General features: G+C 63.7%; 25 protein-coding genes. 11 read left to right on the forward strand and 14 right to left on the reverse strand.

The window, feature by feature from the left end; genetic code table 11:
• The first annotated feature begins 60 nt into the window (after positions 1–60).
• From AC1DXU_RS11435 to moaB, 6 genes are all read left to right on the forward strand, one after another.
• Positions 61–285, forward strand: a complete 225-nt coding sequence (locus AC1DXU_RS11435) for a putative signal transducing protein (protein WP_477243474.1) — start codon at positions 61–63, stop codon at positions 283–285.
• Positions 285–1,085 (forward strand): tRNA1(Val) (adenine(37)-N6)-methyltransferase, encoded by an 801-nt coding sequence (locus tag AC1DXU_RS11440; RefSeq protein ID WP_477368216.1) that lies wholly within the window; start codon positions 285–287, stop codon positions 1,083–1,085. The genes AC1DXU_RS11435 and AC1DXU_RS11440 overlap by 1 nt, the downstream gene beginning before the upstream one ends.
• An 84-nt stretch (positions 1,086–1,169) precedes the next feature.
• The gene (locus AC1DXU_RS11445; RefSeq protein WP_477368219.1) at positions 1,170–2,033 is read left to right on the forward strand and encodes a S49 family peptidase; all 864 of its coding nucleotides are present in this window, start codon (positions 1,170–1,172) and stop codon (positions 2,031–2,033) included.
• Positions 2,034–2,173: 140 nt separating this feature from the next.
• The gene (locus AC1DXU_RS11450) at positions 2,174–2,359 is read left to right on the forward strand and encodes a hypothetical protein (RefSeq protein ID WP_477243468.1); all 186 of its coding nucleotides are present in this window, start codon (positions 2,174–2,176) and stop codon (positions 2,357–2,359) included.
• 26 nt (positions 2,360–2,385) lie between these two features.
• Positions 2,386–3,279 (forward strand): 4-(cytidine 5'-diphospho)-2-C-methyl-D-erythritol kinase, encoded by an 894-nt coding sequence (locus AC1DXU_RS11455; protein WP_477368222.1) that lies wholly within the window; start codon positions 2,386–2,388, stop codon positions 3,277–3,279.
• Positions 3,266–3,820 carry a molybdenum cofactor biosynthesis protein B gene (moaB, locus tag AC1DXU_RS11460; protein WP_477368224.1) on the forward strand — a complete coding sequence of 185 codons (555 nt, stop codon included), beginning with the start codon at positions 3,266–3,268 and terminating at the stop codon, positions 3,818–3,820. The genes AC1DXU_RS11455 and moaB overlap by 14 nt, the downstream gene beginning before the upstream one ends.
• 10 nt (positions 3,821–3,830) lie before the next feature.
• Here moaB and AC1DXU_RS11465 read toward each other — a convergent pair whose 3' ends face one another.
• A complete protein-coding gene (locus AC1DXU_RS11465; RefSeq protein ID WP_477368227.1) occupies positions 3,831–4,805 on the reverse strand; it encodes a hypothetical protein in 975 nt (324 codons plus the stop codon).
• A gap of 170 nt (positions 4,806–4,975) precedes the next feature.
• Positions 4,976–5,479 (reverse strand): glycosyltransferase, encoded by a 504-nt coding sequence (locus tag AC1DXU_RS11470; protein ID WP_477368230.1) that lies wholly within the window; start codon positions 5,477–5,479, stop codon positions 4,976–4,978.
• Positions 5,480–5,629: 150 nt separating this feature from the next.
• Here AC1DXU_RS11470 and AC1DXU_RS11475 point away from each other — a divergent pair, with 150 nt between their 5' ends.
• Positions 5,630–6,784 (forward strand): PA0069 family radical SAM protein, encoded by a 1,155-nt coding sequence (locus tag AC1DXU_RS11475; RefSeq protein WP_477315897.1) that lies wholly within the window; start codon positions 5,630–5,632, stop codon positions 6,782–6,784.
• Between the two features lie 152 nt (positions 6,785–6,936).
• Complete coding sequence (locus tag AC1DXU_RS11480) at positions 6,937–7,632, forward strand: ribonuclease HII (protein ID WP_477368233.1); 696 nt, start codon at positions 6,937–6,939, stop codon at positions 7,630–7,632.
• A 304-nt stretch (positions 7,633–7,936) separates the two neighbouring features.
• On the opposite strand, the gene AC1DXU_RS11485 is transcribed toward AC1DXU_RS11480, so the two are convergent.
• From AC1DXU_RS11485 to AC1DXU_RS11515, 7 genes are all read right to left on the reverse strand, one after another.
• Positions 7,937–8,428, reverse strand: a complete 492-nt coding sequence (locus AC1DXU_RS11485) for a F0F1 ATP synthase subunit B (protein WP_477315893.1) — start codon at positions 8,426–8,428, stop codon at positions 7,937–7,939.
• 10 nt (positions 8,429–8,438) lie between these two features.
• On the reverse strand, positions 8,439–9,020 hold the full coding sequence (locus AC1DXU_RS11490) for a F0F1 ATP synthase subunit B (protein ID WP_477368236.1): 582 nt from the start codon (positions 9,018–9,020) through the stop codon (positions 8,439–8,441).
• A gap of 80 nt (positions 9,021–9,100) precedes the next feature.
• Positions 9,101–9,325: a F0F1 ATP synthase subunit C gene (locus AC1DXU_RS11495; protein ID WP_006206606.1), complete on the reverse strand. Its 225-nt coding sequence runs from the start codon at positions 9,323–9,325 to the stop codon at positions 9,101–9,103.
• A gap of 68 nt (positions 9,326–9,393) precedes the next feature.
• The gene (locus tag AC1DXU_RS11500; protein WP_477315889.1) at positions 9,394–10,152 is read right to left on the reverse strand and encodes a F0F1 ATP synthase subunit A; all 759 of its coding nucleotides are present in this window, start codon (positions 10,150–10,152) and stop codon (positions 9,394–9,396) included.
• Positions 10,153–10,218: 66 nt separating this feature from the next.
• On the reverse strand, positions 10,219–10,611 hold the full coding sequence (locus AC1DXU_RS11505; protein WP_477368239.1) for an AtpZ/AtpI family protein: 393 nt from the start codon (positions 10,609–10,611) through the stop codon (positions 10,219–10,221).
• 254 nt (positions 10,612–10,865) lie between these two features.
• On the reverse strand, positions 10,866–12,050 hold the full coding sequence (locus AC1DXU_RS11510) for a cell wall hydrolase (RefSeq protein ID WP_477368242.1): 1,185 nt from the start codon (positions 12,048–12,050) through the stop codon (positions 10,866–10,868).
• Between the two features lie 132 nt (positions 12,051–12,182).
• Positions 12,183–13,445 (reverse strand): MFS transporter, encoded by a 1,263-nt coding sequence (locus AC1DXU_RS11515; protein WP_477368245.1) that lies wholly within the window; start codon positions 13,443–13,445, stop codon positions 12,183–12,185.
• Positions 13,446–13,567: 122 nt separating this feature from the next.
• Between AC1DXU_RS11515 and AC1DXU_RS11520 the strand changes: the two genes are divergently transcribed.
• The gene (locus AC1DXU_RS11520) at positions 13,568–14,476 is read left to right on the forward strand and encodes a LysR substrate-binding domain-containing protein (protein WP_477368248.1); all 909 of its coding nucleotides are present in this window, start codon (positions 13,568–13,570) and stop codon (positions 14,474–14,476) included.
• Positions 14,477–14,493: 17 nt separating this feature from the next.
• Here AC1DXU_RS11520 and der read toward each other — a convergent pair whose 3' ends face one another.
• Together der and AC1DXU_RS11530 are read right to left on the reverse strand one after the other, a co-directional pair.
• Positions 14,494–15,927: a ribosome biogenesis GTPase Der gene (der, locus tag AC1DXU_RS11525; RefSeq protein ID WP_477368251.1), complete on the reverse strand. Its 1,434-nt coding sequence runs from the start codon at positions 15,925–15,927 to the stop codon at positions 14,494–14,496.
• 6 nt (positions 15,928–15,933) lie between these two features.
• Positions 15,934–16,599: a tetratricopeptide repeat protein gene (locus tag AC1DXU_RS11530; RefSeq protein ID WP_477368254.1), complete on the reverse strand. Its 666-nt coding sequence runs from the start codon at positions 16,597–16,599 to the stop codon at positions 15,934–15,936.
• 193 nt (positions 16,600–16,792) lie between these two features.
• On the opposite strand from AC1DXU_RS11530, the gene AC1DXU_RS11535 reads away from it, so the two are divergent.
• Positions 16,793–17,794: a polysaccharide deacetylase family protein gene (locus AC1DXU_RS11535; RefSeq protein WP_477368257.1), complete on the forward strand. Its 1,002-nt coding sequence runs from the start codon at positions 16,793–16,795 to the stop codon at positions 17,792–17,794.
• A gap of 27 nt (positions 17,795–17,821) precedes the next feature.
• Here the strand turns inward: AC1DXU_RS11535 and sbmA are convergent, their stop codons facing one another.
• From sbmA to AC1DXU_RS11550, 3 genes are all read right to left on the reverse strand, one after another.
• Positions 17,822–19,084 carry a peptide antibiotic transporter SbmA gene (gene sbmA, locus AC1DXU_RS11540; RefSeq protein WP_477315873.1) on the reverse strand — a complete coding sequence of 421 codons (1,263 nt, stop codon included), beginning with the start codon at positions 19,082–19,084 and terminating at the stop codon, positions 17,822–17,824.
• 116 nt (positions 19,085–19,200) lie between these two features.
• Positions 19,201–20,316, reverse strand: a complete 1,116-nt coding sequence (locus AC1DXU_RS11545) for a YbfB/YjiJ family MFS transporter (protein WP_477368943.1) — start codon at positions 20,314–20,316, stop codon at positions 19,201–19,203.
• 342 nt (positions 20,317–20,658) lie between these two features.
• Complete coding sequence (locus AC1DXU_RS11550; protein WP_477368260.1) at positions 20,659–20,865, reverse strand: hypothetical protein; 207 nt, start codon at positions 20,863–20,865, stop codon at positions 20,659–20,661.
• Positions 20,866–20,959: 94 nt separating this feature from the next.
• On the opposite strand from AC1DXU_RS11550, the gene AC1DXU_RS11555 reads away from it, so the two are divergent.
• A complete protein-coding gene (locus tag AC1DXU_RS11555; RefSeq protein WP_477368263.1) occupies positions 20,960–21,874 on the forward strand; it encodes a LysR substrate-binding domain-containing protein in 915 nt (304 codons plus the stop codon).
• Positions 21,875–21,909 lie beyond the last annotated feature (35 nt).

The following is a 21,909-nucleotide window of genomic DNA, read 5'->3' on the forward strand; positions in this document are numbered from 1 at the left end:
CACTTTTCGGCACCATGCTCCAGCGTTTACATCAACGCCGCAAGCTGCGAGTTTCATCCGATGATAGAGCTCATCCGCACCAACGACGCCGTGATCATCTCCTTTGTCGAATCGCTGATGCGCGATGCCGGCATCGGCTGTTTCGTCGCCGACCAGAACATGAGCGTGCTCGACGGGTCGATCGGCATCCTGCCGCGGCGCATCATGGTCGACGCCGATCAGGCCGATATGGCCCGGCGCATCCTGACGGATGCCGGCATCGCCAACGAGATCCGTCAAAAATAATGGCCGCGTCACCAGCCGCCTCCGTCCCGGACACGCCGGCCCACACGGTCGACGCCTTCCATCGCGGACGCTTCTGGCTGGTGCAGCCGCGGCAGGCGGGCCATCGCGCCGGCATGGACGCCATGATGCTGGCCGCCGCCGTGCCGTCCGCCTTTGCCGGGCGCCTGGCCGATTTCGGCGCCGGTGCGGGTGGGGCCGGGCTGGCGGTGCTGTCGCGCTGTCCGGCAGCCGAGGTAGTGCTGGTCGAACGCTCCGCCGAAATGGCAGCCTTCGCCACAACCACGCTTGCCCACCCCGGCAATGCGCATCTCGGCAACCGCGGCTCGGTGCTGACAGCCGATGTCACGCTGTCGGGCCGGGCGCGAATGCAAGCCGGCCTTGCCGACAATTCCTTCGATTTCGTCATCATGAACCCGCCCTTCAATGCTGCCGAGGATCGCGCCACGCCCGACCGCTTGAGGAAAGAGGCGCATGTCATGGAGGACGGGCTGTTCGAGAGCTGGATCCGAAGTGCGGCGGCGGTGGCCAAGCCGCGCGGCGGGCTTGCCGTCATCGCCCGGCCGGAGCAGCTCGGCGTCCTGCTCGAAGCGATTTCAGGCCGCTTCGGCGACGCCGAAATGCTGGCAGTGCACCCTCGCCCCGAGGCGGCGGCGATCCGTATCGTCGTCAGGGCGGCACTCGGCGCGCGCGGCAAACTGTCGATCCGCCCGCCGCTGATGCTGCATGAACAATCGGGCGATGGGCCATCGGAACGAACCGAGATGATCAACAACGGGCTGGCGTCGCTGTTCGGCGACTGATTTTGCCCAGCCGGTGCGGCGGCATTGCCGTTGGCCGGCGAATCCCTACATGCGCTCGAGCAATTGACCGGAGATAGTGCCCTCGTGAAACGTCTTTTGAACCGCCTGCTGCCGAAATCCTGGCGCTCCACCGTCGTCACCGTTCCGGTCATCCGGCTGCACGGCACCATCATGTCGGGCGGCGGTCAGTTCCGGCAGAACCTGTCGCTGGCCTCGACCGCCGGCCTCATCGAAAAGGCGTTTTCCTTCGACGCGCCCGCGGTCGCCATCTCGATCAATTCGCCGGGCGGCTCGCCGGTGCAGTCGCGGCTGATCTTCAAACGCATTCGCGACCTGGCAACCGAGAAGAACAAAAATGTTCTCGTGTTCGTCGAGGACGTGGCGGCGTCGGGCGGTTACATGATCGCGGTCGCCGGCGACGAGATCTTTGCCGATCCGTCCTCCATCGTCGGTTCGATCGGCGTGGTGTCGGCCTCGTTCGGCTTTCCCGAACTGATGAAGAAGATCGGCGTCGAGCGGCGCGTCCATACCGCCGGCCAGAACAAGGCGGTGCTCGACCCGTTCAAGCCGGAGAAGAAGGAAGATGTGGAACGGCTGAAGGCGCTGCAGCTCGAGGTTCACGACACCTTCATCGACTTGGTCAAGGAGCGGCGCGGCAGCAAGCTGAAGAACGACCCGGACCTGTTCACCGGCCTGTTCTGGACCGGCAAGAAGGGGCTGGAGCTTGGCCTGGTCGATGCGTTGGGCGACATGCGCACCGTACTGAAGACGCGTTTCGGCGCCAAAACCCAGCTCAAGCTGATCACGACGCCGCGCGGCTTCCTCAGCCGGTTCGGCCTGTTCGGTTCGAGCCAGGGCTTTTCGGCGCCAGATATTGCCGCCGCCGCCGCGACTGGCGTGGTCGATGCGGCGGAAGAACGCGCGCTGTGGGCGCGCTTCGGGCTTTGAAAAACCGTGGAAAACGTCTAGCATAGTGGTTGTAAGTCTTATGCATGTCATTTTCCCAAAACCGGACCCACTTTTGGGTGACATGCATTGACCGACCCCACCGGCCGCGTTTGCCAGCCCTGCGAGGGAGGAGTTTTGACATGCCACAGATCATTTTCTTCGCCGCCGTCGGGGCGCTGGCCTATGTCGGATACCGTTCCTTCGTCAGGGAAGCGCAGCGCGTGACGGCCAAGATACGGCGCACTGAAAAGCAGGCGGCCAACGGCACGATGGGCACGCTGGTCAAGGATCCGAAGACCGGCGAATACCGCCTGGCCAAGGACTGACCGTCATTTCCCTCGCCGCCGAGACCGTGAATTCCGACGCCCGGACGTGGCATGCGCATGCCAAGATCAACCTGGCGTTGCACGTCACCGGCAGGCGGCCGGACGGCTACCATCTGATCGAAAGCCTGGCCGTGTTCACCCGTTTCGGCGACAGGGTGGAGACGGCGCTTGCCGACAGCGATCAGTTTTCGGTGTCCGGCAAATACGCAGCCGCGGTGCCTCTCGACGGCGACAATCTGGTGGTGAAAGCGCGCGATGCGCTGCGCAAGGCGGCCGGCGTCCGGCAGACGCCACCGGTGACCATCCGGCTCGAAAAGAACCTGCCGGTTGCCTCCGGCGTCGGCGGCGGCTCGAGCGATGCGGCGGCGGTGCTACGCGGGCTGGCGCAGACATGGCGACTGGACATCGACGAGGCTGAACTGGCGCGCATCGGCCTCTCGCTTGGCGCCGACGTTCCGATGTGCCTTGCGGCAAAACCGCTGATCGCGCGCGGCGTTGGCGACGAGCTGTCGATGGTGCCGGATTTTCCCGCCCTCGGGCTGGTTCTGGTCAATCCCGGCACCGCCATCTCCACCGCCGATGTGTTCGCAGCCCTTGCCCGTCGCGACAATGAAGGGCTGCCGCCGCTGCCGCGCAGTTTCGATTTTCACAGCGTCCGCAACTGGCTGGAGATCACCCGCAACGATCTTGAGCCGGCGGCCAGCGCCATCCTGCCCGCCATCGGCAGGGCGCTCTCGGTGCTGAACAGGGCCGGATCGGGGTTCTCGCGGATGTCGGGTTCCGGCGCCACCTGCTTCGGACTGTTCGAGACCGGCAATGTGGCCAAGCGCGCGGCCGCCGAAATCCGCAGCCGCGAACCCAACTGGTTCGTCGCCGCGACGCGCAGCATCGCATCGGAGGGAGCTGATGGCCAGAATTGACGAGAGCCGCGCCTTTGTTCCGGTGCGCATCGCGGTGCTGACCGTTTCCGATACGCGCAGCCTTGCCGACGACAAATCCGGCCAGACGCTGGCCGACCGCATCACCGAGGCCGGCCATATCCTGGCCGCCCGCGACATCGTCACTGACGACCGGGACAAAATCCGCGACACGGTTTTAGCCTGGTCGCGGGACAAGGATATCGATGTGGTGATCACCACCGGTGGCACCGGCTTCACCGGCCGCGACGTGACGCCGGAGGCACTGGAGCCGATCTTCGAAAAGCGCATGGACGGCTTTTCTCAGGTGTTCCACCGCATCTCCTACGACAAGATCGGCACTTCGACGATCCAAAGCCGGGCTACGGGCGGCGTCGTCAACGCCACCTTCGTCTTCGTGCTGCCGGGCTCGCCCGGCGCCTGCAAGGATGCCTGGGACGGCATTTTGAAGCCACAGCTCGACTACCGGCACATGCCCTGCAACTTCGTCGAGATCATGCCGCGCCTGGATGAGCATCTGCGGCGCGGCACCAAAGGCAGTTAGGTCCGCCTAATCAGCGGATGACCGGCTCGCCATGAAAACGCCGGCGCGAGGGCGGTGAAACGCCAAAGCCGACCTCCATCATCAGCCGCGGCGCGCGCGTTGGCACGGTGCCCATGTGGAAGCCGAACGGGTCCTCGACAAAGCCGAGACCCGCCTCGCCGGTCAGAGTCACCGGGCTCTCGTCGCCATAGACGCCGAGCACGTCTTGCGCCGGATGGCCGACCAGCAGCGTCAACTGATGCTTGAGGGCGCGGCGATTATGGCTGCCTCTGACATAGACATGCGGACCGGTGTCGGCATCGACAGGCTTCAGATAGAAGAAGAATTTCAGCATCCGCCAGTCGTCGAGATCGAAATGGTATTTGCCGAGCGACGCCAGGTTCTTGTCGGCGTCCGAGGCTGCCCCGGTCGGAAAGCTCCACCAGACGCGCGTGGTGATCAGTTTCGCCTGGCCGCCGAGATAGTGCGCGGCAATGTCGAGAAGCAGTGGATCGCGCTGGATAGCGAGTGCTGCGTCGCAGTCCAGGATACGTTCGAAAAAGTGGCCGCTGAGCAAGGAGCGGCCGAACCGCTCTTCGGCCTCGGCATGATCGGCCGGCATGAATTCGAGACGGCGGTCGAAATTGCCGAAGCAAGGCGTGCGCTGCGCAAAGCTGGTGATTTCCTCATGGATCGCCTGCGGCAGGACAAGCCCGGAAAACAACCCATCCGATTTCAACGCGCCGACAACCGCGGCGCGATCGACGCCGGTAAACATCGTATCCCCCGCGTCGCGTGCCGGCCTGGCCGTTTTGGCGCCAAGCCAGTGCAGGCGCCGCCCCGGCATGGTGCGGGCCAGCATGAACATCGGCAGCCAGGCCGGATTCTCGCGAAGATCGGTCAGATAGGTCGGGATCCGCGCGGCTATGCGGCGCAACAGGCTGCCGTTTCGCGCAATTGCCTCCAGGCTGGCGGCGCCGGATTTGTCAGGGCTTGTAAAGGTCATCGGGTCCTCGGGTATGAGCGCGGCACCGACGCAGCATCGGTGCTCACCGCTCCGGCATTACCCAAACCCTGATATCCCGCATCGAGGGAATGCTACGCCCGCGTCAGATTTTGTGCAATGCACAATAAAAGTGTGCCCCCGCAAAATCTGGTGAGAGGAGGCGTAGGCTCTCACTTCCTCGGCGCCACCCAGATGTCGGCGTTGAGCCGTTTGGTCGCCAGGCCGCGCGCGATGGCCTCCGCGCTGCGCGCGCTTTTCGACAGGGCCGCGGCCTGCCGCTTGCTGATCACCAGCCCTTCGGCGAGCGCCCGGTTTCCCGAAAAGACCCGCGACAAGAACGGTGTGCGGCTGCCGCGGGCGCGTGAGAACCGCGCCGGCATGGTCTGCCTGGCCGTGTGGGCGACGACTTCGTCGATCCAGCCTTCCGCCAACCGCGCGCCCGGTTCCAGCAACAGCAGCCACTCGCCTTTCGCCTGCCTGATGCCGGCCGCAACGCCGCCGCTGACATAATGGCAGCCGGCATGTTCGGCGACGCGGTGCGTCTGGTCGGTGGAACCGGTGTCGCAGACGATGACATCGCGCACCACGCCCTCGACCGCACCGCCGATCAGCGAGGCGAGCGTGCGGGCAAGGCCCTCTTCGTCATCAAGGGTTTCGATCAGGACGGTGAGCATGGTTAGCCGCATAGCGGAAAGCTGCGCTCCGCGCCAGTTTTCGCATCGCGGCATAAAAAGTTCTTGCTTTGTTCTCCTCGACAAAATAGGAATAGTTTCATGAACAGACCGATTCGACAGCCGATCGACAGTCCCTGGGAGAGGGCGAAAATGGAACATATCGTGCGTGCGGACATTGCAGCCTTCGGGGCAGGAAGAGCCGAGATGGCAAATGCGATGATCGAGCAGAGCGGCATGCGCGTGCGTCCCGACCGCAATCGCGGCCGTTCGGCCGGCATCAATCCGTCCGGCCGCTTCGAGCCGGTCAGCCGGCATGTCTTCGACGACGGCTGGAATTCGCTGGAGGAACTGCCGCCTTTCAAGACCGAGGTGCAGGTCGAGAAGCCGCGCACCATCATCACCCGCAACGAATCGCCAGACATCTCCTTCGACCGTTCGATCAATCCCTATCGCGGCTGCGAGCATGGCTGCGTCTATTGCTTCGCACGGCCGACACACAGCTTCATGGGCCTGTCGCCGGGGCTGGATTTCGAATCGAAGTTGTTTGCCAAGCCGGATGCGGCACGGTTACTCGACAAGGAGCTGTCGAAGGACGGCTACCAGCCGCGCACCATCGCCATCGGCACCAACACCGATCCCTACCAGCCGATCGAAAAGCAGTACCGGATCATGCGCGAGATCCTCGAAGTGCTGGAGGCGCGCGGCCATCCGGTCGGCATCGTCACCAAATCCGCTTTGGTGACGCGCGACATCGACATCCTGTCGCGCATGGCCGAGCGCGGGCTGGCCAAGGTGGCGCTGTCGGTGACGACGCTTGACCGCATGCTGGCCAGAACGATGGAGCCGCGTGCGTCGACGCCGACCAAGCGGCTGGAGGCGATCAGGCAGCTTTCGGACGCCGGCATTCCGGCCTCCGTCATGGTGGCGCCAATCATCCCCGGCCTGACCGACCAGGAGATGGAGCGCATCCTTGATTCGGCACGCGCTGCCGGAGCGCGGGAGGCCGGCTATGTTGTGCTGCGCCTGCCGCTGGAGGTCAGCCCAATCTTCAAGGACTGGCTGCTGCGCCATTATCCCGACCGCTATCGCCATGTGATGTCGCTGATCCGTTCGATGCGCGACGGCAAGGACTACGATTCGGAATGGGGCAAGCGCATGAAGGGTGCTGGCCCCTATGCCTGGCAGATCGGCCGGCGTTTCGAGATCGCCGCCAAGCGGCTCGGCCTCAATGCCGAGCGGCGCACGCTTCGGACCGACCAGTTCGTCGCCGCCGCCAACGCAACCGAGCAGTTGATGCTGCTTTAAAAATCATCATCTGCCTGCCCTCGCTGGCCGGCAGATGAAGAAATCCCGTCCGGCCTGTCCCCCGGCCTGCAGACGGTGCCCTCCCGGTCTTGCCCCACCTGACCCTGGAGGGACTTGCGGAGAATCGGAGCCGATGCGAACCTCGCCGCAACATGGCTCGCGCGCGTTCCGATTCTCCGCTTCTTTTCGAAATCGTCGAGAAGCCCGACTTCTCCTTCGAGACGAAGGCGATGGCCGAAGGCCTGTGGCCTGTGGCGGGGATGGACGAGGCCGGCCGCGGCCCGCTCGCCGGGCCGGTGGTGGCGGCAGCGGTGATCCTCGATCCCGCCAACATTCCTGAAGGGCTCGATGATTCCAAGCGGCTCAGCCATCTGGAGCGCGAGGCGCTGTTTCTCAAAATCCTCGGCTCCGCCTTCGGCGTGTCGATGGCCTCGATCAGCGCGGAAGGCATCGACGGCAGCAATATCCTCAAGGCGAGCTTAGAGGCGATGCGTCGCGCGCTTGTCGGCCTGCCGATACAGGCAAAACTGGCGCTGGCTGACGGCCGCGACGTGCCGCCCGGCCTGCCCTGCGTGGGGCGCGCGCTGATCAAGGGCGACCAGCGCTCGCAGTCGATCGCCGCCGCCTCGATCGTTGCCAAGGTGATGCGCGACCGCATGATGTGCGGCTGCGGCAGCCACCACGAGAACTACGGTTTCGAGGTTCATATGGGCTACGCCACCGCCCGCCATCGCACGGCGATCGAAGCGCATGGGCCGGTGGCACGGCTGCACCGCGTGTCGTTTGCGCCGTTCAGATTGGGTGGGGCGGAAGTCGCTGAGGACGAGAGTTTCGCCGGATTAGATTGAGCGGGTCGGCGGCGACAGCCAATCTCCTCCCCTCGTGGGGGAGATGTCCGGCAGGACAGAGGGGGGCGCTGTCCGCCAAGCCTGTCAGCTTCTAGCCGCCAGATTCCCTAAATAGTTTGCGGCCGGTGCAACGCATGAGAGCGGATGGTTAGCGATCCTTCGCGCCCCCCTCTGCCCTGCCGGGCATCTCCCCCCACGAGGGGGGAGATTACTCGCTCGGCTGCTTTCGCCAGTCTCCACCGCCGCTCAACAAAAAAGCCGCCAGGTTGCCCGGACGGCTTCATGCTTGCGGTTCTAAACCCGCTCAGTTCAGCTTGGACTTCACGTCCTGCAGCGAAGCCTTGAACAGGTCGGCGCCGGCCTTGGCGTCGATCTTGCCGGCGAGCAGCGCGCGGGCGGCTTCGACGGCGATGTCGACGGCGCTGGCGCGCACTTCGGCCACCGCATCGCGCTCGGCCTGGCCGATCTTCTGCTCGGCAAGGGCGGTGCGCCTGACAACATAGTCCTCGGTCTTCTTGTGTGCCTCGGCGGCAAGCAATTCAGCTTCGCGCTTGGCGGCGGCGACGATGCTTGCTGCCTCCTGCTCGGCTTCCTTGCGCTTGCGCTGGTATTGACCGAGCAATTGCTGGGCCTCCTCGCGCAGCCGGCGCGCTTCCTCAAGCTCGTTGCTGATCTTGGCGGCGCGGGCGTCGAGCGCCTTGGCGATCAGGCCCGGCACCTTGATGTAGACGGCAATGGCGAGGAAAATGACGAGGGCAACCGTGGCCCAAAGCGTCGCGAGAGATGTGGCGTCCATAATGCGCTCCTCACCGGGCCACGGATTTGACCGCAGCCGCGATCTCGGCCTTGCTGGTCTTGCCGCCGACAAGCGCCTCGACAATGGCCGAAGCCGTATCTTCGGCGATGCTGCCGACTTCCTTCATGGCGTTGGCTTTGATGGAAGCAATGCTGGCCTCGGCCTCACCGAGCTTCTTGTCGAGGGCGGCCTCGACCTTCTTGCGCGCGGTCTCGGCTTCAGCCTTGGCCGCGTCGTTGGCCTGCTGGCCGATCGCGTTGGCCTTGGCCTTGGCTTCCGTCAGTTCCTGCTCATAAGCAGCAACGGCGGCGTCAGCCTCGCCCTTCAGCCTGGCGGCATGGTCGAGATCCTGCGAAATGCGATCGTTGCGCACGTCGATGATGCCACCGAGGCGCGGCATCACCACCTTCTTCAGGAACAGGTAGAACAGCCCGAAGGTGATCGCCAGCCACAGAAGCTGCGACGGGAACGTCGCCGGATCGAATGGCGGGAACGCGCCATGCGCTTCGGCAGGCACGCCGGTGCCGGAATGCGTGTCGCCTTCCGTCGCGGCGGGCGCTGTCTCTTGCGCAAAGGCAGATGTCACGAACATGGACTATCCCCGAAATTCAAGCTTGGCCGCAGGGTTGCGGCCGGCCTGTCCAATCTTCTCAACGCGTGCCCCGAAAGGGCTCAGCCGAACAGGGCCAGAAGCGCGATGAGAAGCGAGAAGATGCCCAGAGCTTCGGTCACGGCGAAGCCGAAAATCAGGCGACCGAACTGGCCATCGGCGGCCGACGGATTGCGCAGCGCGCCCGCCAGGTAGCTGCCGAAGATGTTGCCCAGGCCAATGCCCGCGCCACCCATGCCCAGGCAAGCGATGCCGGCGCCGATGTACTTTGCTGCTTCTGCGTCCATTTGTTCAACTCCTTTGGATCTGAAATTCCGTTGCGATTCCATCCGGCATGACTGCCGGAAACTCTTGGTCAGTGCCCCGGGTGCAGGGCGTCGTTCAGGTACATGCAGGTCAAGACGGCAAAGACGTAGGCCTGCAGGAAAGCGACCAGCAGTTCCAGCGCCGTCAGCGCCACCGCCATGGCCAGCGGCAGGATCGAGCCGGCGATGCCGACAGCGCCGAGCGCGCTCAGGCTGACGACGAACCCGGAGAACACCTTCAGCGTGATGTGGCCGGCCAGCATGTTGGCGAACAGACGAACCGAGAGGCTGACCGGGCGCGAGACGAAGGAGATCACTTCGATCAGCACCACCAGCGGCAGCAGGAAGACAGGAACGCCGTGCGGCACGAACAGTTTGAGGAAGCCGAGGCCGTGCTTCATGAAGCCGTAAACGACCACGGTGCCGATCACCAGAGCGGCGAGGCCGAAGGTGACGATGATGTGGCTGGTGACGGTAAAGAAGTAAGGGAAAAGCCCGAGCAGATTGGCGACCAGCACGAACATGAACAGCGAAAACACCAAGGGGAAGAACTTCAGCCCCTGGGTGCCGGCGGCGTCCCTGAGCATGTTCGAGACGAACTCGTAGGCCATTTCCGAAACCGACTGCAGCCGGCCGGGAACCAGGCTGCGGCTCGACGTCGAGAGGTAGAGAAAGGCGGATGCGACGGCCACGGTCGCGAGCATGAACAATGCCGAATTTGTGAAGGACAGGTCATAGCCGCCGATGTTGATCGGCAGCAGTTTGATGATATGGAACTGGTGGATCGGATCGACCTTGTCAGCAGCCACTTTACATCCCCGTCAAAGCCGCGCGCGGCTTGAGTGTCTTGTTCATTGCGCCGGCAAGCAGCGCCTTCAGTCTTTCGGATCGCGCGGTTTGTCGCTCTGTCCGAATTCCGCCACGACGCCTGCCGTACGCAGGACATTGAGCACACCGGCTCCAAATCCCAGCAGCAGACCCACGATCAGACCCCATGGCGATGTTCCCGCCACACGATCCAGAAACCAGCCAAGGCCCACGCCCACCACTATACCGGCGATAAACTCGCTGGACAGCTTCAGGGCCTGGCCGTATCCGGCCACCGCTTTCGCGTCGTCTTTCCCCTCGCTCCGGTCCGGCCGTCTTGTCGCAAGCGTTGCTTCAAGGTCGCGCCGGCGGCGCTCAAGTTCGTCGTCGCGGATGTCGGCATCGTGCTGTTTGCCGCGGCCGGTTTCTCCGGTTCCGTCTGGCCCGTTCTTGTCGGCCATCGAACCCCCCTGCCCGGTCAGAACGTCGCCGTCCGTCCGCTTCTAAAGTCGCCGGCAACATAGTTAGAGGGTTTGCGCCCGTCAAGCCACGGGCGGAACTTCAAAGCCATGTATTTTCTATAGTGAAATCAATGACTTGGAAAGGTGCGACATCGTGCCCGGCGCAGCAGCGGGGATACAGGCCCCGAATCCTCTAGGCAATGGCCGTTTGACCGACCTGATGTCAGCGAAAAGATATGGCGGTTGGCGAGCGCTCAGCTCCAGCCGCCGCCATAGGTGCGGTAGAAGATGTGCAGGCCGATCTTGGTCATCTTCTGCATGGTGCGCGCCCAGCCCGGATGGACATAATTGGCGTAGTAATGGGTGGACGACCCGACTTCCGGAATGAAGATCTTGCCGGCGGTGACCGCCATGGCGACTTCCTGCGCGGTCTTGTAGTGAGCGGGGCTGTCGATGCGCTTCTTCCTGCCGTCGCAGGCGAAGGAGAACTGGCAGCGGTTGAGCCAGTTGTCGTTCTGGTAGACGACGCCGCAGATCGAGTTCGGATAGGCCGGGTTGCGGACGCGGTTGAGGATGACCTGGGCAACAGCTGCCTGGCCGCGCACGGTCTCGCCGCGCGCCTCGAAATAGATGCCGTTGGCAAGGCATGTCTGCTCCTTGTTGGAGAAGACGCTTGCCGGCAGCGGGTTCTGGATCCACGAATGATCGCCCTTGGCCATCGGTGGAATGAAGCGGCCGTTGTTCGGCTCCTCGTCCTGCAGCAGGGCTTCGAAGGGCGAGGCCTTGGCATAGTCGGGCTCGGCCGATGCATAGGCGGTGGCCAGCACGTCCGGGTGATCGTTGTTGACCAGCGCGGCAAGCATGGCCGGCATGCCGGGATCGGGCTTCTTGTCCTCACGCGTGTGGAACGCCTGGGCGATCTGGATTTCCTTGCCTTTGATCTGCGGCCTGGCGAAGGCCATCTTGAGGCCGCTGTCCATGCTGGGGCGCAGCAGCGAGGAGGTGCGCTGGAAGATCGAACCGGCGTTGAAGTCCTTCGGCGGCGACACCGGCGAGACCTGGATGATGCGGCCCTTCTTGTCGCCGCGCGTGACGCGATCCTCGTCGGGCGTCACGCCGGCGACGCTGCCCTTGCCGCGAAACGAGACGGTGCCGATGCCGGGCAAGCGCACGCCAGAGCCCGAGATCGAGCCGGTGCTGATGGAATCGACGAACGGCATTTCGGCGGCATGGACGGAGCCGGCGACGGATTTCTCGACATAGGAGTTCCAGCGCGCATTCGGCGCCTCGAGGCCGGAAACCAGGCTCGTCATATCCTGGTAGGCAATATCGGTCGGAAAGCCGACCCAGATGCCGAGCCCGATGATGAACGGAGACAGGAAGGAACGATTTTTCTCACCGGCGGCGGCGACAAGCCGCTTCAAAACACGTCGATGCACTGAACTCTCCAGAAACGCAGAACCGACCCACTGGAGAGGGACAATGATGCATTAACCTTGATGGGGCGTTAACGCGTCCGATCGTGTTTTTTTCATGTTGGAGCGACCCGGACGGGAAAGCCGGCGAAAGAATCAGGCGGGCCGCAGGAAGATCGGCCAGGCAATCAGCGCGCATGCAGCGCCCGCCAGCCACACACAAGTCCATGACCCGACAACCAGCAGTCCTGGAATGGCGATTGGCACCAGGAAGAAGGCAACGAAGACGAAGCTGTTGGCGACGCCGAGCGCGGTGCCGGCATGGCTCGCTCCGGCAAGCGTGGCGAGTTCGGTGTAGGCGACACCGTGCCATGAGGACACACAGATGCCGGCGATGACCAGCAGGGCGACCAGCGCCGGCGACAGCATCGACATGGGCAAGTCGGCGGATGCCATGACCAGCAAACCAAGGGCTGCGAAGGCGAACAGGCTCAACAGGCTGCAAAGACGCAGGAACGATCGGCGGTTGCCGCGGCGATCGGTGAAGCGTCCGCTCCAGACCCGCATGACCATTGCGCCGACCTGGACCGCGGCGAGGCTGGCGCTGATCACGGCCGTGCCCATGCCGGCGAAGTCGTGCAGGAAGACGGAAGCGAAAGTGAGCACCGCCACTTGCGGAACGCACAACATGCCGATGGCGATTGCGATGCGCCACACCGCGACATTGCGCAGGGGCGCCGGGCCGACTGATGTCGCGGCCCGTGTCGCATTGGTATCCTCACCCTGCGGCGACTGATGCAGCCAGAGCCAGGTGAAGAAGACCGAGACAGCGGATGCCGCCGCCAGCAGACCGAAGACCGCGGCAAAGCCATGGACTGAGGCCAGTGACGGCAGGACGACGGCGCCGAGCCCGCCGCCGAGTGGCACCGCCGTCTGCCTTATGCTCATGGCAAAGCCGCGTTCGCCTTCACGGAACCAGGCCATGATGGCGCGGCCGCTCGACCCGTTGACGCTGCCGCCAAGCAGACCGGTGACCAGCAGGCTTGCTGCCAGAAGCGGAACGCTCGGAGTATGTGCAGCAGACGGTACCACAAGGAAGGCCATGAACAGGAGCAATGCGGCGGTTGCGCCCAGCCCAGTCAACAGCACGCCGCGGTCGCCCCAGCGATCGGTGAGCAGCCCCCATGGCAGTTCGCTCAGCATCACCCCAAGGCCCATAAGCCCCAGCACCAGACCGAGCTGGCCGTTGCCGAGGTGATAGCCTGAACGCAAGAACACCGCCGTCGCCGGGATGCCGGCGAAGGTGGCGGAAAAGCAGGCATTGGCGGCGACGCCGATGCCCAGCACCTTCCAGCGATGATTGCTGCGAAATGCCGGCACTCCCGGCTTGCAATGGGAATCGGAAACGACAGCTGACATGGGACAGGCTCCATGGATGGACCGGCAAGGCCGGACCTTGACGCACTGTCTTTACCGCCATATTTTCATCCCGAATATCAGGAAGTTTTTTACTTTAAGTCCCAAAAATCAGGATTATTTCCGTGCGACGCGTAGCCCTCGACCTCGACGTTCTCCGCAGTTTCGTCACCGGCATGGAGCTCGGCAGCTTCGCCAAGGCCGCCGACCGGCTCGGCCGCTCGACCTCGGCGGTGAGCGCGCAGTTGAAGAAGCTGGAGGAGCAGGCGGCGACGCCGATCTTCCGCAAATCGGGACGCGGCCTGGCCTTGACGGAGGCCGGCGAGACCATGCTTGGCTATGCGCGCCGGCTGCTCGATCTCAATGACGAGGCGGTATCGGCCATCCACGACGTCGAGCTGGAAGGCTGGGTGCGGCTCGGCCTGCAGGAGGATTTCGGCGAGGCGGTGCTGCCGGAAGTGCTCGGGCGCTTTGCCCGCGCCCACCCCAAGGTGAAGATCGAGGCCAGGATCGCGCGCAGTTACGAACTCGCCGAACGGATCACCTCAGGCGGCCTCGACATCGCGCTGGCCTGGCACAATGGCACGACGCTGCCTTACAGCCGGCATGTCGCCGATGTTCAGATGCGCTGGATCGGCCCGGCAAAGCAGATTGAGACCGGCCTGCGCGATGGCGAGGCGCTGCCGCTGGTGGCGCTGGAAGCGCCGTGCCTGTTGCGCACCGTGGCGACCGAAGCGCTCGACCGCGCCGGCCTGTCGTGGCGGATGGCCTTTTCCAGCCCGAGCCTTGGCGGCGTGTGGGCGGCGGTCGCGGCCGGGCTGGGATTAACGATCCGCACCGATATCGGTCTGCCGGCCACTGTCAGGGCGATGACATCAGAGATTGCCGGGCTGCCTGCCCTGCCCAAGATGGCGCTGGTGCTGCATCGCAAGGAGGCGGAGCTCGATCCGGTGGCGGCGCGGCTGGCAGACATATTGTTGCAGGCGGCGCTGCAGGCGCTGCCGGAAGGTGCGCAACTGCGCAACGCGGCCTGACGCCTGGGCCTTGCCCCTCAACTGCGCTTCTTGGCCCTGCCGGCGAACGGATTGTCCGAGGTGCGCAAGGCGATGCGGATCGGCACGCCGGGCATGTCGAAGGCTTCGCGCAGGCTGTTCGAGAGATAGCGGACATAGGATTGCGGCATCGCATCCGGCCTTGAGCACTGGACGACAAAGCCCGGCGGCCGCGTCTTGGCCTGCGTGACGTATTTTATCTTCAGCCTGCGCCCGGCGACGGCCGGCGGCGGGTGATGCGCCAGGATGCTCTCCAGCCAGCGGTTGAGCTTGCCGGTGGAAACGCGGCTGTTCCATACCTTGTGCGTCCGGATGACGGCATCCATCAGCTTGTCGAGACCGCGCCCGGTTTCGGCCGAGACCGTCACCGCCTGCATGCCACGCGCCTGCGGCAGCAGCCGCTCGGTCTTCTCGCGCAGTTCCGCCAGCAGTTCCTGCGGGTTGTCGATCAGGTCCCATTTGTTGAAGGCGATGACCGGCGCGCGGCCCTCACGGATGATCAGGTCGGCGATCTGCAGATCCTGCTTCTCGAACGGGATGGTGGCGTCAAGCACGATGATGACGATCTCGGCAAAGCGGATGGCGCGCAGGCCATCCTGCACCGACATCACTTCCAGCTTTTCGTGGATCCTGGCCTTGCGGCGCATGCCGGCGGTGTCGAACAGTTTTAGCCTGCGGCCATGCCAGTCCCAGTCGACGGAGATGGAATCGCGGGTGATGCCGGCTTCCGGTCCGGTCAACAGCCGCTCCTCGCCGATCAGTGCGTTGATCAGCGTCGACTTGCCGGCGTTGGGGCGGCCGACGACGGCGATGCGCATCGGCTTGGTGTCGTCATAGGCCGGCACATCTTCGGCGTCCGGGTCGAGGATGTCCTCGCCGATCAGCACTTCGCCCGCGGCAATCTCCTCGTCGCCGCCCTCTTCGTCGAAGGCACGCGCCTCGCCGAGGGCCAGGATCACCGCGTCGCGCAAATCGGGCATGCCCTGGCCGTGCTCGGCCGAGATCGGGATCGGCTCGCCAAGACCAAGCTCCCAGGCTTCCAGCATGCCGGCCTGGGCGCCCTTGGCCTCGGCCTTGTTGGCGACCAGCACCACCGGCTTGCCGGACTTTCGCACGATTTCGGCAAAGGTCTTGTCGTCGGGCATCAGGCCGGACTTGGCATCGACGGTGAAGAAGATCAGATCGGCCTCGCGGATGGCGATCTCGGTCTGCGCGCGCATGCGGCCCGGCAGCGTCGAGGCCGCGGCATCTTCGAAGCCAGCGGTGTCGATGACGTCGAAATGCAGGTCGTAGAGCTTGGCGGCATGGACGCGACGGTCGCGGGTGACGCCCGGCGTGTCATCGACAAGCGCCATCTTCCTTCCCACCAGACGATTGAAAAGGGTCGATTTGCCGACGTTAGGCCGGCCGATGATGGCGACTTTGAAGCTCATCAGACATTACGACGCGCTGCCCGACCCGCGGATCAATTCGGACATCAACGTCGCCCGCTCGCGCGTGTTGCGCGGGGCACCGTCATCCGAAGCGATCTGGTCGAACAGTTTGAGCGCATCCTGGGTCTTGCCTTCCTTCCAGGCGGCAAGGCCGAGTGCTTCGCGCGCCGTATGGCGCAGCGTGTTGGTGTCTGATGTCAGCGCCTCGACACGGCTCGAGACATCGGCGAACGAGCCATGATCGACAAGCAGGAGTGCTGCCCTGAGGCGCGCCATATCGCGAATGCCGGACGGGATGGCGGTGTCGGCGGCGACGCCGTCGAAATCCTTGACGGCGGCGTCAACGTCGCCCTTGTCCGCCTTGACTGTCGCCGCGCGCATGCGGGCGAGCAGCGGATAGGCGCCGTAGCCGTCCGTTTCCAGCGCGGCGAGCGCGGTCAGCGCGTCGTCGCTCTTGCCGTCATTGGCCAACTTCAGCGCCTGCGAGAAGGCGTCACCCGAGCGGTTGGCGCGGGTCTCGTCCCAATAGCGGTAGCCGACGACAGCTGCGGTGCCGATCACCACCAAGATGGCAAGGCCAAGCAAGGCAGGGCCAAAGCGGTCCCACAACGCCTGCGCCTGGTCGCGCCGCATCTCTTCGTTGACTTCGCGGATAAAACTGTCGTCCGACATCGATCAAAACCATTCCTGCCCGGTCCGGGCCCGTTCTTGAGCCCGCGTTTTAGCGAAATTTTGTCGGCATGGAAGGGGTTCGGCAGGAAAATCGGCTAATCGCTGCTCCGGCCACTGCCGGGTGCGACCGCACCCACGCCACATTTTGCCGATAGCCGGCCTTCGACCGCCTCCAATGCAGATCAGATTGCCGATGCCTCCTTTGTCCCGCGTTCTTGCGTTTTCCGTTGCCGCGCTCGCCACGGCCGGTGCTGCTTTCGCCGATCCGCCAGCGGCGCCATCGCCGACAAAGCCGAAGCAGATCGTCATCATCTCGTTCGACAGCGCCCGCGAGATTTCGCAGTGGCAGCGCAGCCGCGCGCTGGCGCAGCGCACCGGCGCCCACTTCACCTATTTTCTCTCCTGCGTCTTCCTGCTGTCGCAGCAGACCCGCGCGGAATACACAGCGCCTGGCAAGACCGCAGGCAAATCCAATATCGGCTTTGCCGCTTCCCAGCAGGAGGTGGCGGATCGGCTCGAACAGATCGGGCTCGCCGCCACTGAGGGCCACGACATTGCCAGCCATGGCTGCGGCCATTTCGACGGCAAGGACTGGAGCAAGGCCGACTGGCTGCGAGAGTTCGCCTCGTTCGAGCACGTTTTCGAGAACGCCTATGCGATCAACGGCATTGAGCCGGAGCCCAAGGGCTGGCGCGACTTTGCGCGGCATGCGGTGATCGGCTTTCGCGCGCCCTATCTGTCGGCCAACAAGGCGCTCTACGAGGCTTTGCCCGCCGCCGGCTACCAGTTCGATGCCAGCGGCGTCTCGCAAGGCCCGATGCGGCCGCCGACCCACAACGGCATCACGCGCTTTTCGCTACCGGAGATCCCGGAAGGTCCCACCTCAAGGCCGGTGATCGCCATGGACTACAATCTCTTTGTCCGCCATTCCGGCGGCTTCGAGCGGCCGAGCGGAGCGGCGGAGTTCACCGAGCGGAGCTATGAAGCTTTCCGTGCCGCCTTCGATGCGCAATACCGGGGCAAGCGCATTCCGCTGGAACTCGGTTTTCATTTCACGCTGATGAACAACGGCGCCTACTGGGACGCGCTGGAGCGCTTCGCCGGCGAGGTCTGCGTCAAGGCCGACGTCGAGTGCATCAGCTTTCGCGACTATGTCTCGCGGCAAGGCGAGAAACAGGCGCTGGTGGGCGGCTGAGCCGCCCACCGTCCCTATCAGAAACAATCAGGCCGGGTCGGGCTCCTTAGCCTGGCGCTCAAGATAGCGCTTGTCGATATCAGGTAGAGGTGCACCTTCAAGCGTCGCCTCGAAGGCGCGGAGGCGCTTGTAGATCGAGATCAATTCGACGATGGTCGGCCATGAATTGACAAGGTACTGGAATGAATTGGTAACCTGCGAAAAGGCCGCTACCACCTGCTGAAAGACGCCCAACGTAATTCTGCCAGCGGCTACAGTCGGCACAAGGATGAACATAGCAAATATGTTGTCAACTTGCAGATATAGATAACGCACCATGTCGAAATAGACATAGTTCAAGTAGAGCGTGAAGTAATTCTTGCGCACATTTCTGAACAACTCCGCCAGCACAGGCGGCTGAGCGCGGTTCGGATCGTCTTCGCCGAAAACAAGTTCCTTCCGAAGGGCAGCTTCGACACGCTGGTTGCGAAATTCCAGGCCTGGAAGCTTGATGCCGACAATAGCCAACAAGAATGTGCCGAACAGCGACCACAAGATAGCGACGATAACAAGGGGATACGGAATTGAGCCTACGATGGGCAGTTCCTTCACATGCACGGAGAGGGCGGCGAGAACGGGGAGAAATGCAATCAACGTCATTACGGAATCGACCAGGTTAATGCCCAGGTCTTCCATAGTGCGCGAAAAACGCATCGTGTCGTCCTGTACTCGCTGAGATGCTCCTTCCAGGTGGCGCAGCCTCGGCCAGTAAGACGAGAAATAGTCGTTCATCGCTGTCCGCCAGCGAAAAACGTAGTGCTTGGCAAAGAACAAGTTCAAAACAGCAATAGACATGTAAACGGTGGCAAGTGTCAGGAACTGCCAAACCCCTAAATATAATTCACCGGGTGAGACCGAACCGGGCGTCGCCAAGGCTCGCTGAACCATGTCGTAAAACATGCCACGCCAATCGTTCAACGCGACGCTGATCTGAACTATGAAATTGGTAACGAAAATAATCAGGGCTGAACCAAGGATCGACCAATTTTGCCAACGATGCGGCGCATGCCATGCCCAGAACAGGTAGAAGATCATGATGCCGGCGAAAAAGTAGGTGTAGAACCACAAGAAAGATGGCGTCAGGAAGCGTAATGGGCTGATGATTGGCGGGGCCTGAGGATCAATGGGCGGCATACCGAGCATCGCGCCCAGATGCTCACCACCCAAAAACCACAAGATGACGAGCAGCAGACTCCAGACGACTGCCGAGGTGAAAAACAGCTTCGGCTGCGGAAAAAACGATACGAACACTGTGGTGAAATCCTCGGGTCTGTGGGGCAAATCAGCTGATATCGGCGGGCATAAGGTCACACATTAGCTGGAAAGAAAATGCCGTGCCCGGTGCCCGGCATCGAGCAAGACCACAATCATGGCGATTTTGGCGCAGCCGACCAGGTGATCACGCCCGAAACCAGCAACACAGCAGCAGCTACGATCGAGGCGAGGACAAAGTTGCCGGATGCCTGCGCCAACAACCCGGCGACGATCGGGCCGACGATCTGGCCGAGGCCGAAGGAAGCAGTCATCACCGCAAAGATCCGGCGAGGCGCCTGCGGGACAAGCTGCCTTGCGGTCTGCAGGCCGAGCGCGGTGATGGCGATGAAGGTGCCGCCGAGCAGGAGACCGCCGAGCAACGGCCCGACGGTCCCGCCCATGGCGACGCTGGCGGTGACGCCGACCACTTCGATGAGGCAGCCCAAGGCATAGGCTGCGTAGAGGCCGATCCGTGAGGCAATCTTCTGCCAGAGCCAGACCGAGGGAAAGCCGGCAAGGCCGGTAACCATCCAGACGGTGGCTTCGAAGACGCGTCCGCCGCCACCCTGACGGACGATGGCGACCAGGAACGTCGCCGTCACCACATAGCCGAAGCCGAATAGGCCGTAGGCGACGATGATCTTCAGCAACGACCGGTCCTTCGGCAGCGCCGGCTCGCGCCCTGAGACGCCATTGGCGGGCGCGGTGCTGCCGACCAGCAAAGCCACGACGGCAAAGCCGCATACCGAAAGCGCGGCCGACCACAGCCAGCCCGCCGCCCAGCCGGCATGATCGGTGACGAGAGCCGCCATCAGCGCCGAGGACGCCGCAATGCCGAGGCCGACGCCGCCGAAATGCAGCGCCTGCAGATCGTTGCGGCTGGCCGCCAGCAGATGGCCAAAGACGATGCTGGACATGAACACCATGACGAAGGCGCTGGCCAGTCCGGCAAGAAAGCGGATGAGAAGAAAGGCAGCCATGGTTTCGGTCAGCCCCATCAGGCCGGCGAGAATGGCGCTGGCGGCAAGGCCGGAAAACATCAGCAGGCGCTCGCGCCCATGCGCCCAGCCGCCGGCGGCGGCTAGTGCCCCGACGAGGTAACCTAGGTAATTGGCGGAGGCGATCCAGCCGGCATCGGCCGTCGACAGGCCGAGTTCTTCCATCATGCCGGGCAGGATCGGCGTGTAGACGAAGCGGCCGATGCCCATGGCGACGGCCATGGCAATCATTCCGGCCACGGCGAGACGCAAGGGTGAAGCGGCTTTCATCGCAGCGCACAATAGATTTGCCGGGCGTCGAAACAATCCGCTTTTGTTGGGCCAGCCCCTTGCTTCGTCGCGCGCGCAGATCTTCAACGCAGCGCCGCCCCTCATCTGCCTGCCGGCATCTTCTCCCCGTGAACGCGGAGAAGGGAGCTGACCGCAACGTCGGCGCCTCTCCCTGCAACGCTGGCGACTAACGAAATCGGCGATGACGGCGTTCTTCTCCCCGTCACTATACGGGGAGAAGTGCCCGGCAGGGCGATGAGGGGCGGTGCCGGAGTCGACAATATCGCCTCTAGTCCGTGATTTTCAGTGGCAGCCGACCGCGCCCGTCTCGTAGGCGGTGCGCCGGGCCGTTAGCCGGAACGGCACGTCGCCGAGTTCACGCTCCGACATGGTGTCGAGCACCGGATGCGACAGCGGATCGGTCACCCAGTTGGCGATCTCGTCATGGCGTGGGCCTTGCCCTGCTCCCGAGACCGAAAAGGCTCTTAGCAATGACAAAATCTTGACCATCCTTGCCTCCTCGGTCTGACTGGCCTCTATAAAATCTGCCTTTCCGACCTGTCTTTCAATTGAGATTTCGGCCGCATCGGTTTAGAAAAACTGTATGGCTATTTTGAACCGCGTCCATCTCAACGGCTTGCGCGCCGTCGAAACCGTCGCCCGGCTGGGGTCGCTTGCGGCGGCGGCCAGAGAGCTTGGCGTTTCCGTCAGCGCCGTCAGCCAGCAGATCAACCGGACCGAAAAGCAGCTCGGCCAGGCCCTGTTCGAGCGAACGGCGAGCGGCCTGGTGCTGACGGAGTTCGGCGCCGTCTTCACGACCCGCCTGGGCGCGGGCTTCCGCGAACTCGCCCAGGCGGTGGCGCTGGCCGACGAGGCAAGCGAATGCACGCTGGTGGTTTCGGTGGCGCCGGCTTTTGCCTCGAAGTGGCTGCTGCCGCGGCTGTCCCGTCATTTTGCCCGGCACCCGAACGTGCTGCTGCGCATCGACGCTTCGGGTCGGATCGCCGATCTCGACCGTTCCGACATCGACGTCGGCATCCGGATGGGCGACGGCCAATGGCCGGGCGTGCGCGCGGAACTGCTGCTGGCGCAGGAGGTGTTTCCGGTCTGTGCGCCATCGATCGCGGCCAGACTGAAATCGATCCAGGACCTGGCGCAGACATGCGCCATCACCGACGAGCGGTCGATGATCAGCTGGGACAGTTGGTTCAAGGCTGCTGATGTCGAGCCCGTCACCTTCCTCAAGGGTGCGCGCTTCACCGATCCGATGCTGTGCCTGGAATCGGCGATTGCCGGTCACGGCGTGATGCTCGCCTGGCAATTGCTGACGGCCGACGCTCTCGCCGACGGCCGGCTTGTGGCGCCGTTCGGCGTGCGCGCGGACAGCGGGCTCGGCTACTGGATGGTGACTTCCGCCACCAAGAGCGAAAGCCGCAAGGTCAGGGATTTCAAGGTCTGGGTGCGCGAGGAAATCGAGGCGACCATGGCGCAGTTCAGGTCGCTCGAAAGCGCGGCCTAGGTCTGGACCAGCGCAATCGCGGTGGAAAGGACGGT

The sequence above is a fragment of the Mesorhizobium sp. P3_A10 genome (assembly GCF_056403175.1).

Bases quoted from the DNA above. Each gene is read 5' to 3' on its own strand.
- AC1DXU_RS11435 (WP_477243474.1), top strand. From the start codon at position 61: ATGATAGAGCTCATCCGCACCAACGACGCCGTGATCATCTCCTTTGTC.
- AC1DXU_RS11440 (WP_477368216.1), top strand. From the start codon at position 285: ATGGCCGCGTCACCAGCCGCCTCCGTCCCGGACACGCCGGCCCACACG.
- AC1DXU_RS11450 (WP_477243468.1), top strand. From the start codon at position 2,174: ATGCCACAGATCATTTTCTTCGCCGCCGTCGGGGCGCTGGCCTATGTC.
- moaB (WP_477368224.1), top strand. From the start codon at position 3,266: ATGGCCAGAATTGACGAGAGCCGCGCCTTTGTTCCGGTGCGCATCGCG.
- AC1DXU_RS11465 (WP_477368227.1), bottom strand. From the start codon at position 4,805: ATGACCTTTACAAGCCCTGACAAATCCGGCGCCGCCAGCCTGGAGGCA.
- AC1DXU_RS11470 (WP_477368230.1), bottom strand. From the start codon at position 5,479: ATGCTCACCGTCCTGATCGAAACCCTTGATGACGAAGAGGGCCTTGCC.
- AC1DXU_RS11475 (WP_477315897.1), top strand. From the start codon at position 5,630: ATGGAACATATCGTGCGTGCGGACATTGCAGCCTTCGGGGCAGGAAGA.
- AC1DXU_RS11480 (WP_477368233.1), top strand. From the start codon at position 6,937: ATGGCTCGCGCGCGTTCCGATTCTCCGCTTCTTTTCGAAATCGTCGAG.
- AC1DXU_RS11485 (WP_477315893.1), bottom strand. From the start codon at position 8,428: ATGGACGCCACATCTCTCGCGACGCTTTGGGCCACGGTTGCCCTCGTC.
- AC1DXU_RS11490 (WP_477368236.1), bottom strand. From the start codon at position 9,020: ATGTTCGTGACATCTGCCTTTGCGCAAGAGACAGCGCCCGCCGCGACG.
- AC1DXU_RS11495 (WP_006206606.1), bottom strand. From the start codon at position 9,325: ATGGACGCAGAAGCAGCAAAGTACATCGGCGCCGGCATCGCTTGCCTG.
- AC1DXU_RS11505 (WP_477368239.1), bottom strand. From the start codon at position 10,611: ATGGCCGACAAGAACGGGCCAGACGGAACCGGAGAAACCGGCCGCGGC.
- AC1DXU_RS11515 (WP_477368245.1), bottom strand. From the start codon at position 13,445: ATGTCAGCTGTCGTTTCCGATTCCCATTGCAAGCCGGGAGTGCCGGCA.
- der (WP_477368251.1), bottom strand. From the start codon at position 15,927: ATGAGCTTCAAAGTCGCCATCATCGGCCGGCCTAACGTCGGCAAATCG.
- AC1DXU_RS11530 (WP_477368254.1), bottom strand. From the start codon at position 16,599: ATGTCGGACGACAGTTTTATCCGCGAAGTCAACGAAGAGATGCGGCGC.
- AC1DXU_RS11535 (WP_477368257.1), top strand. From the start codon at position 16,793: ATGCCTCCTTTGTCCCGCGTTCTTGCGTTTTCCGTTGCCGCGCTCGCC.
- AC1DXU_RS11545 (WP_477368943.1), bottom strand. From the start codon at position 20,316: ATGATTGCCATGGCCGTCGCCATGGGCATCGGCCGCTTCGTCTACACG.
- AC1DXU_RS11550 (WP_477368260.1), bottom strand. From the start codon at position 20,865: ATGGTCAAGATTTTGTCATTGCTAAGAGCCTTTTCGGTCTCGGGAGCA.
- AC1DXU_RS11555 (WP_477368263.1), top strand. From the start codon at position 20,960: ATGGCTATTTTGAACCGCGTCCATCTCAACGGCTTGCGCGCCGTCGAA.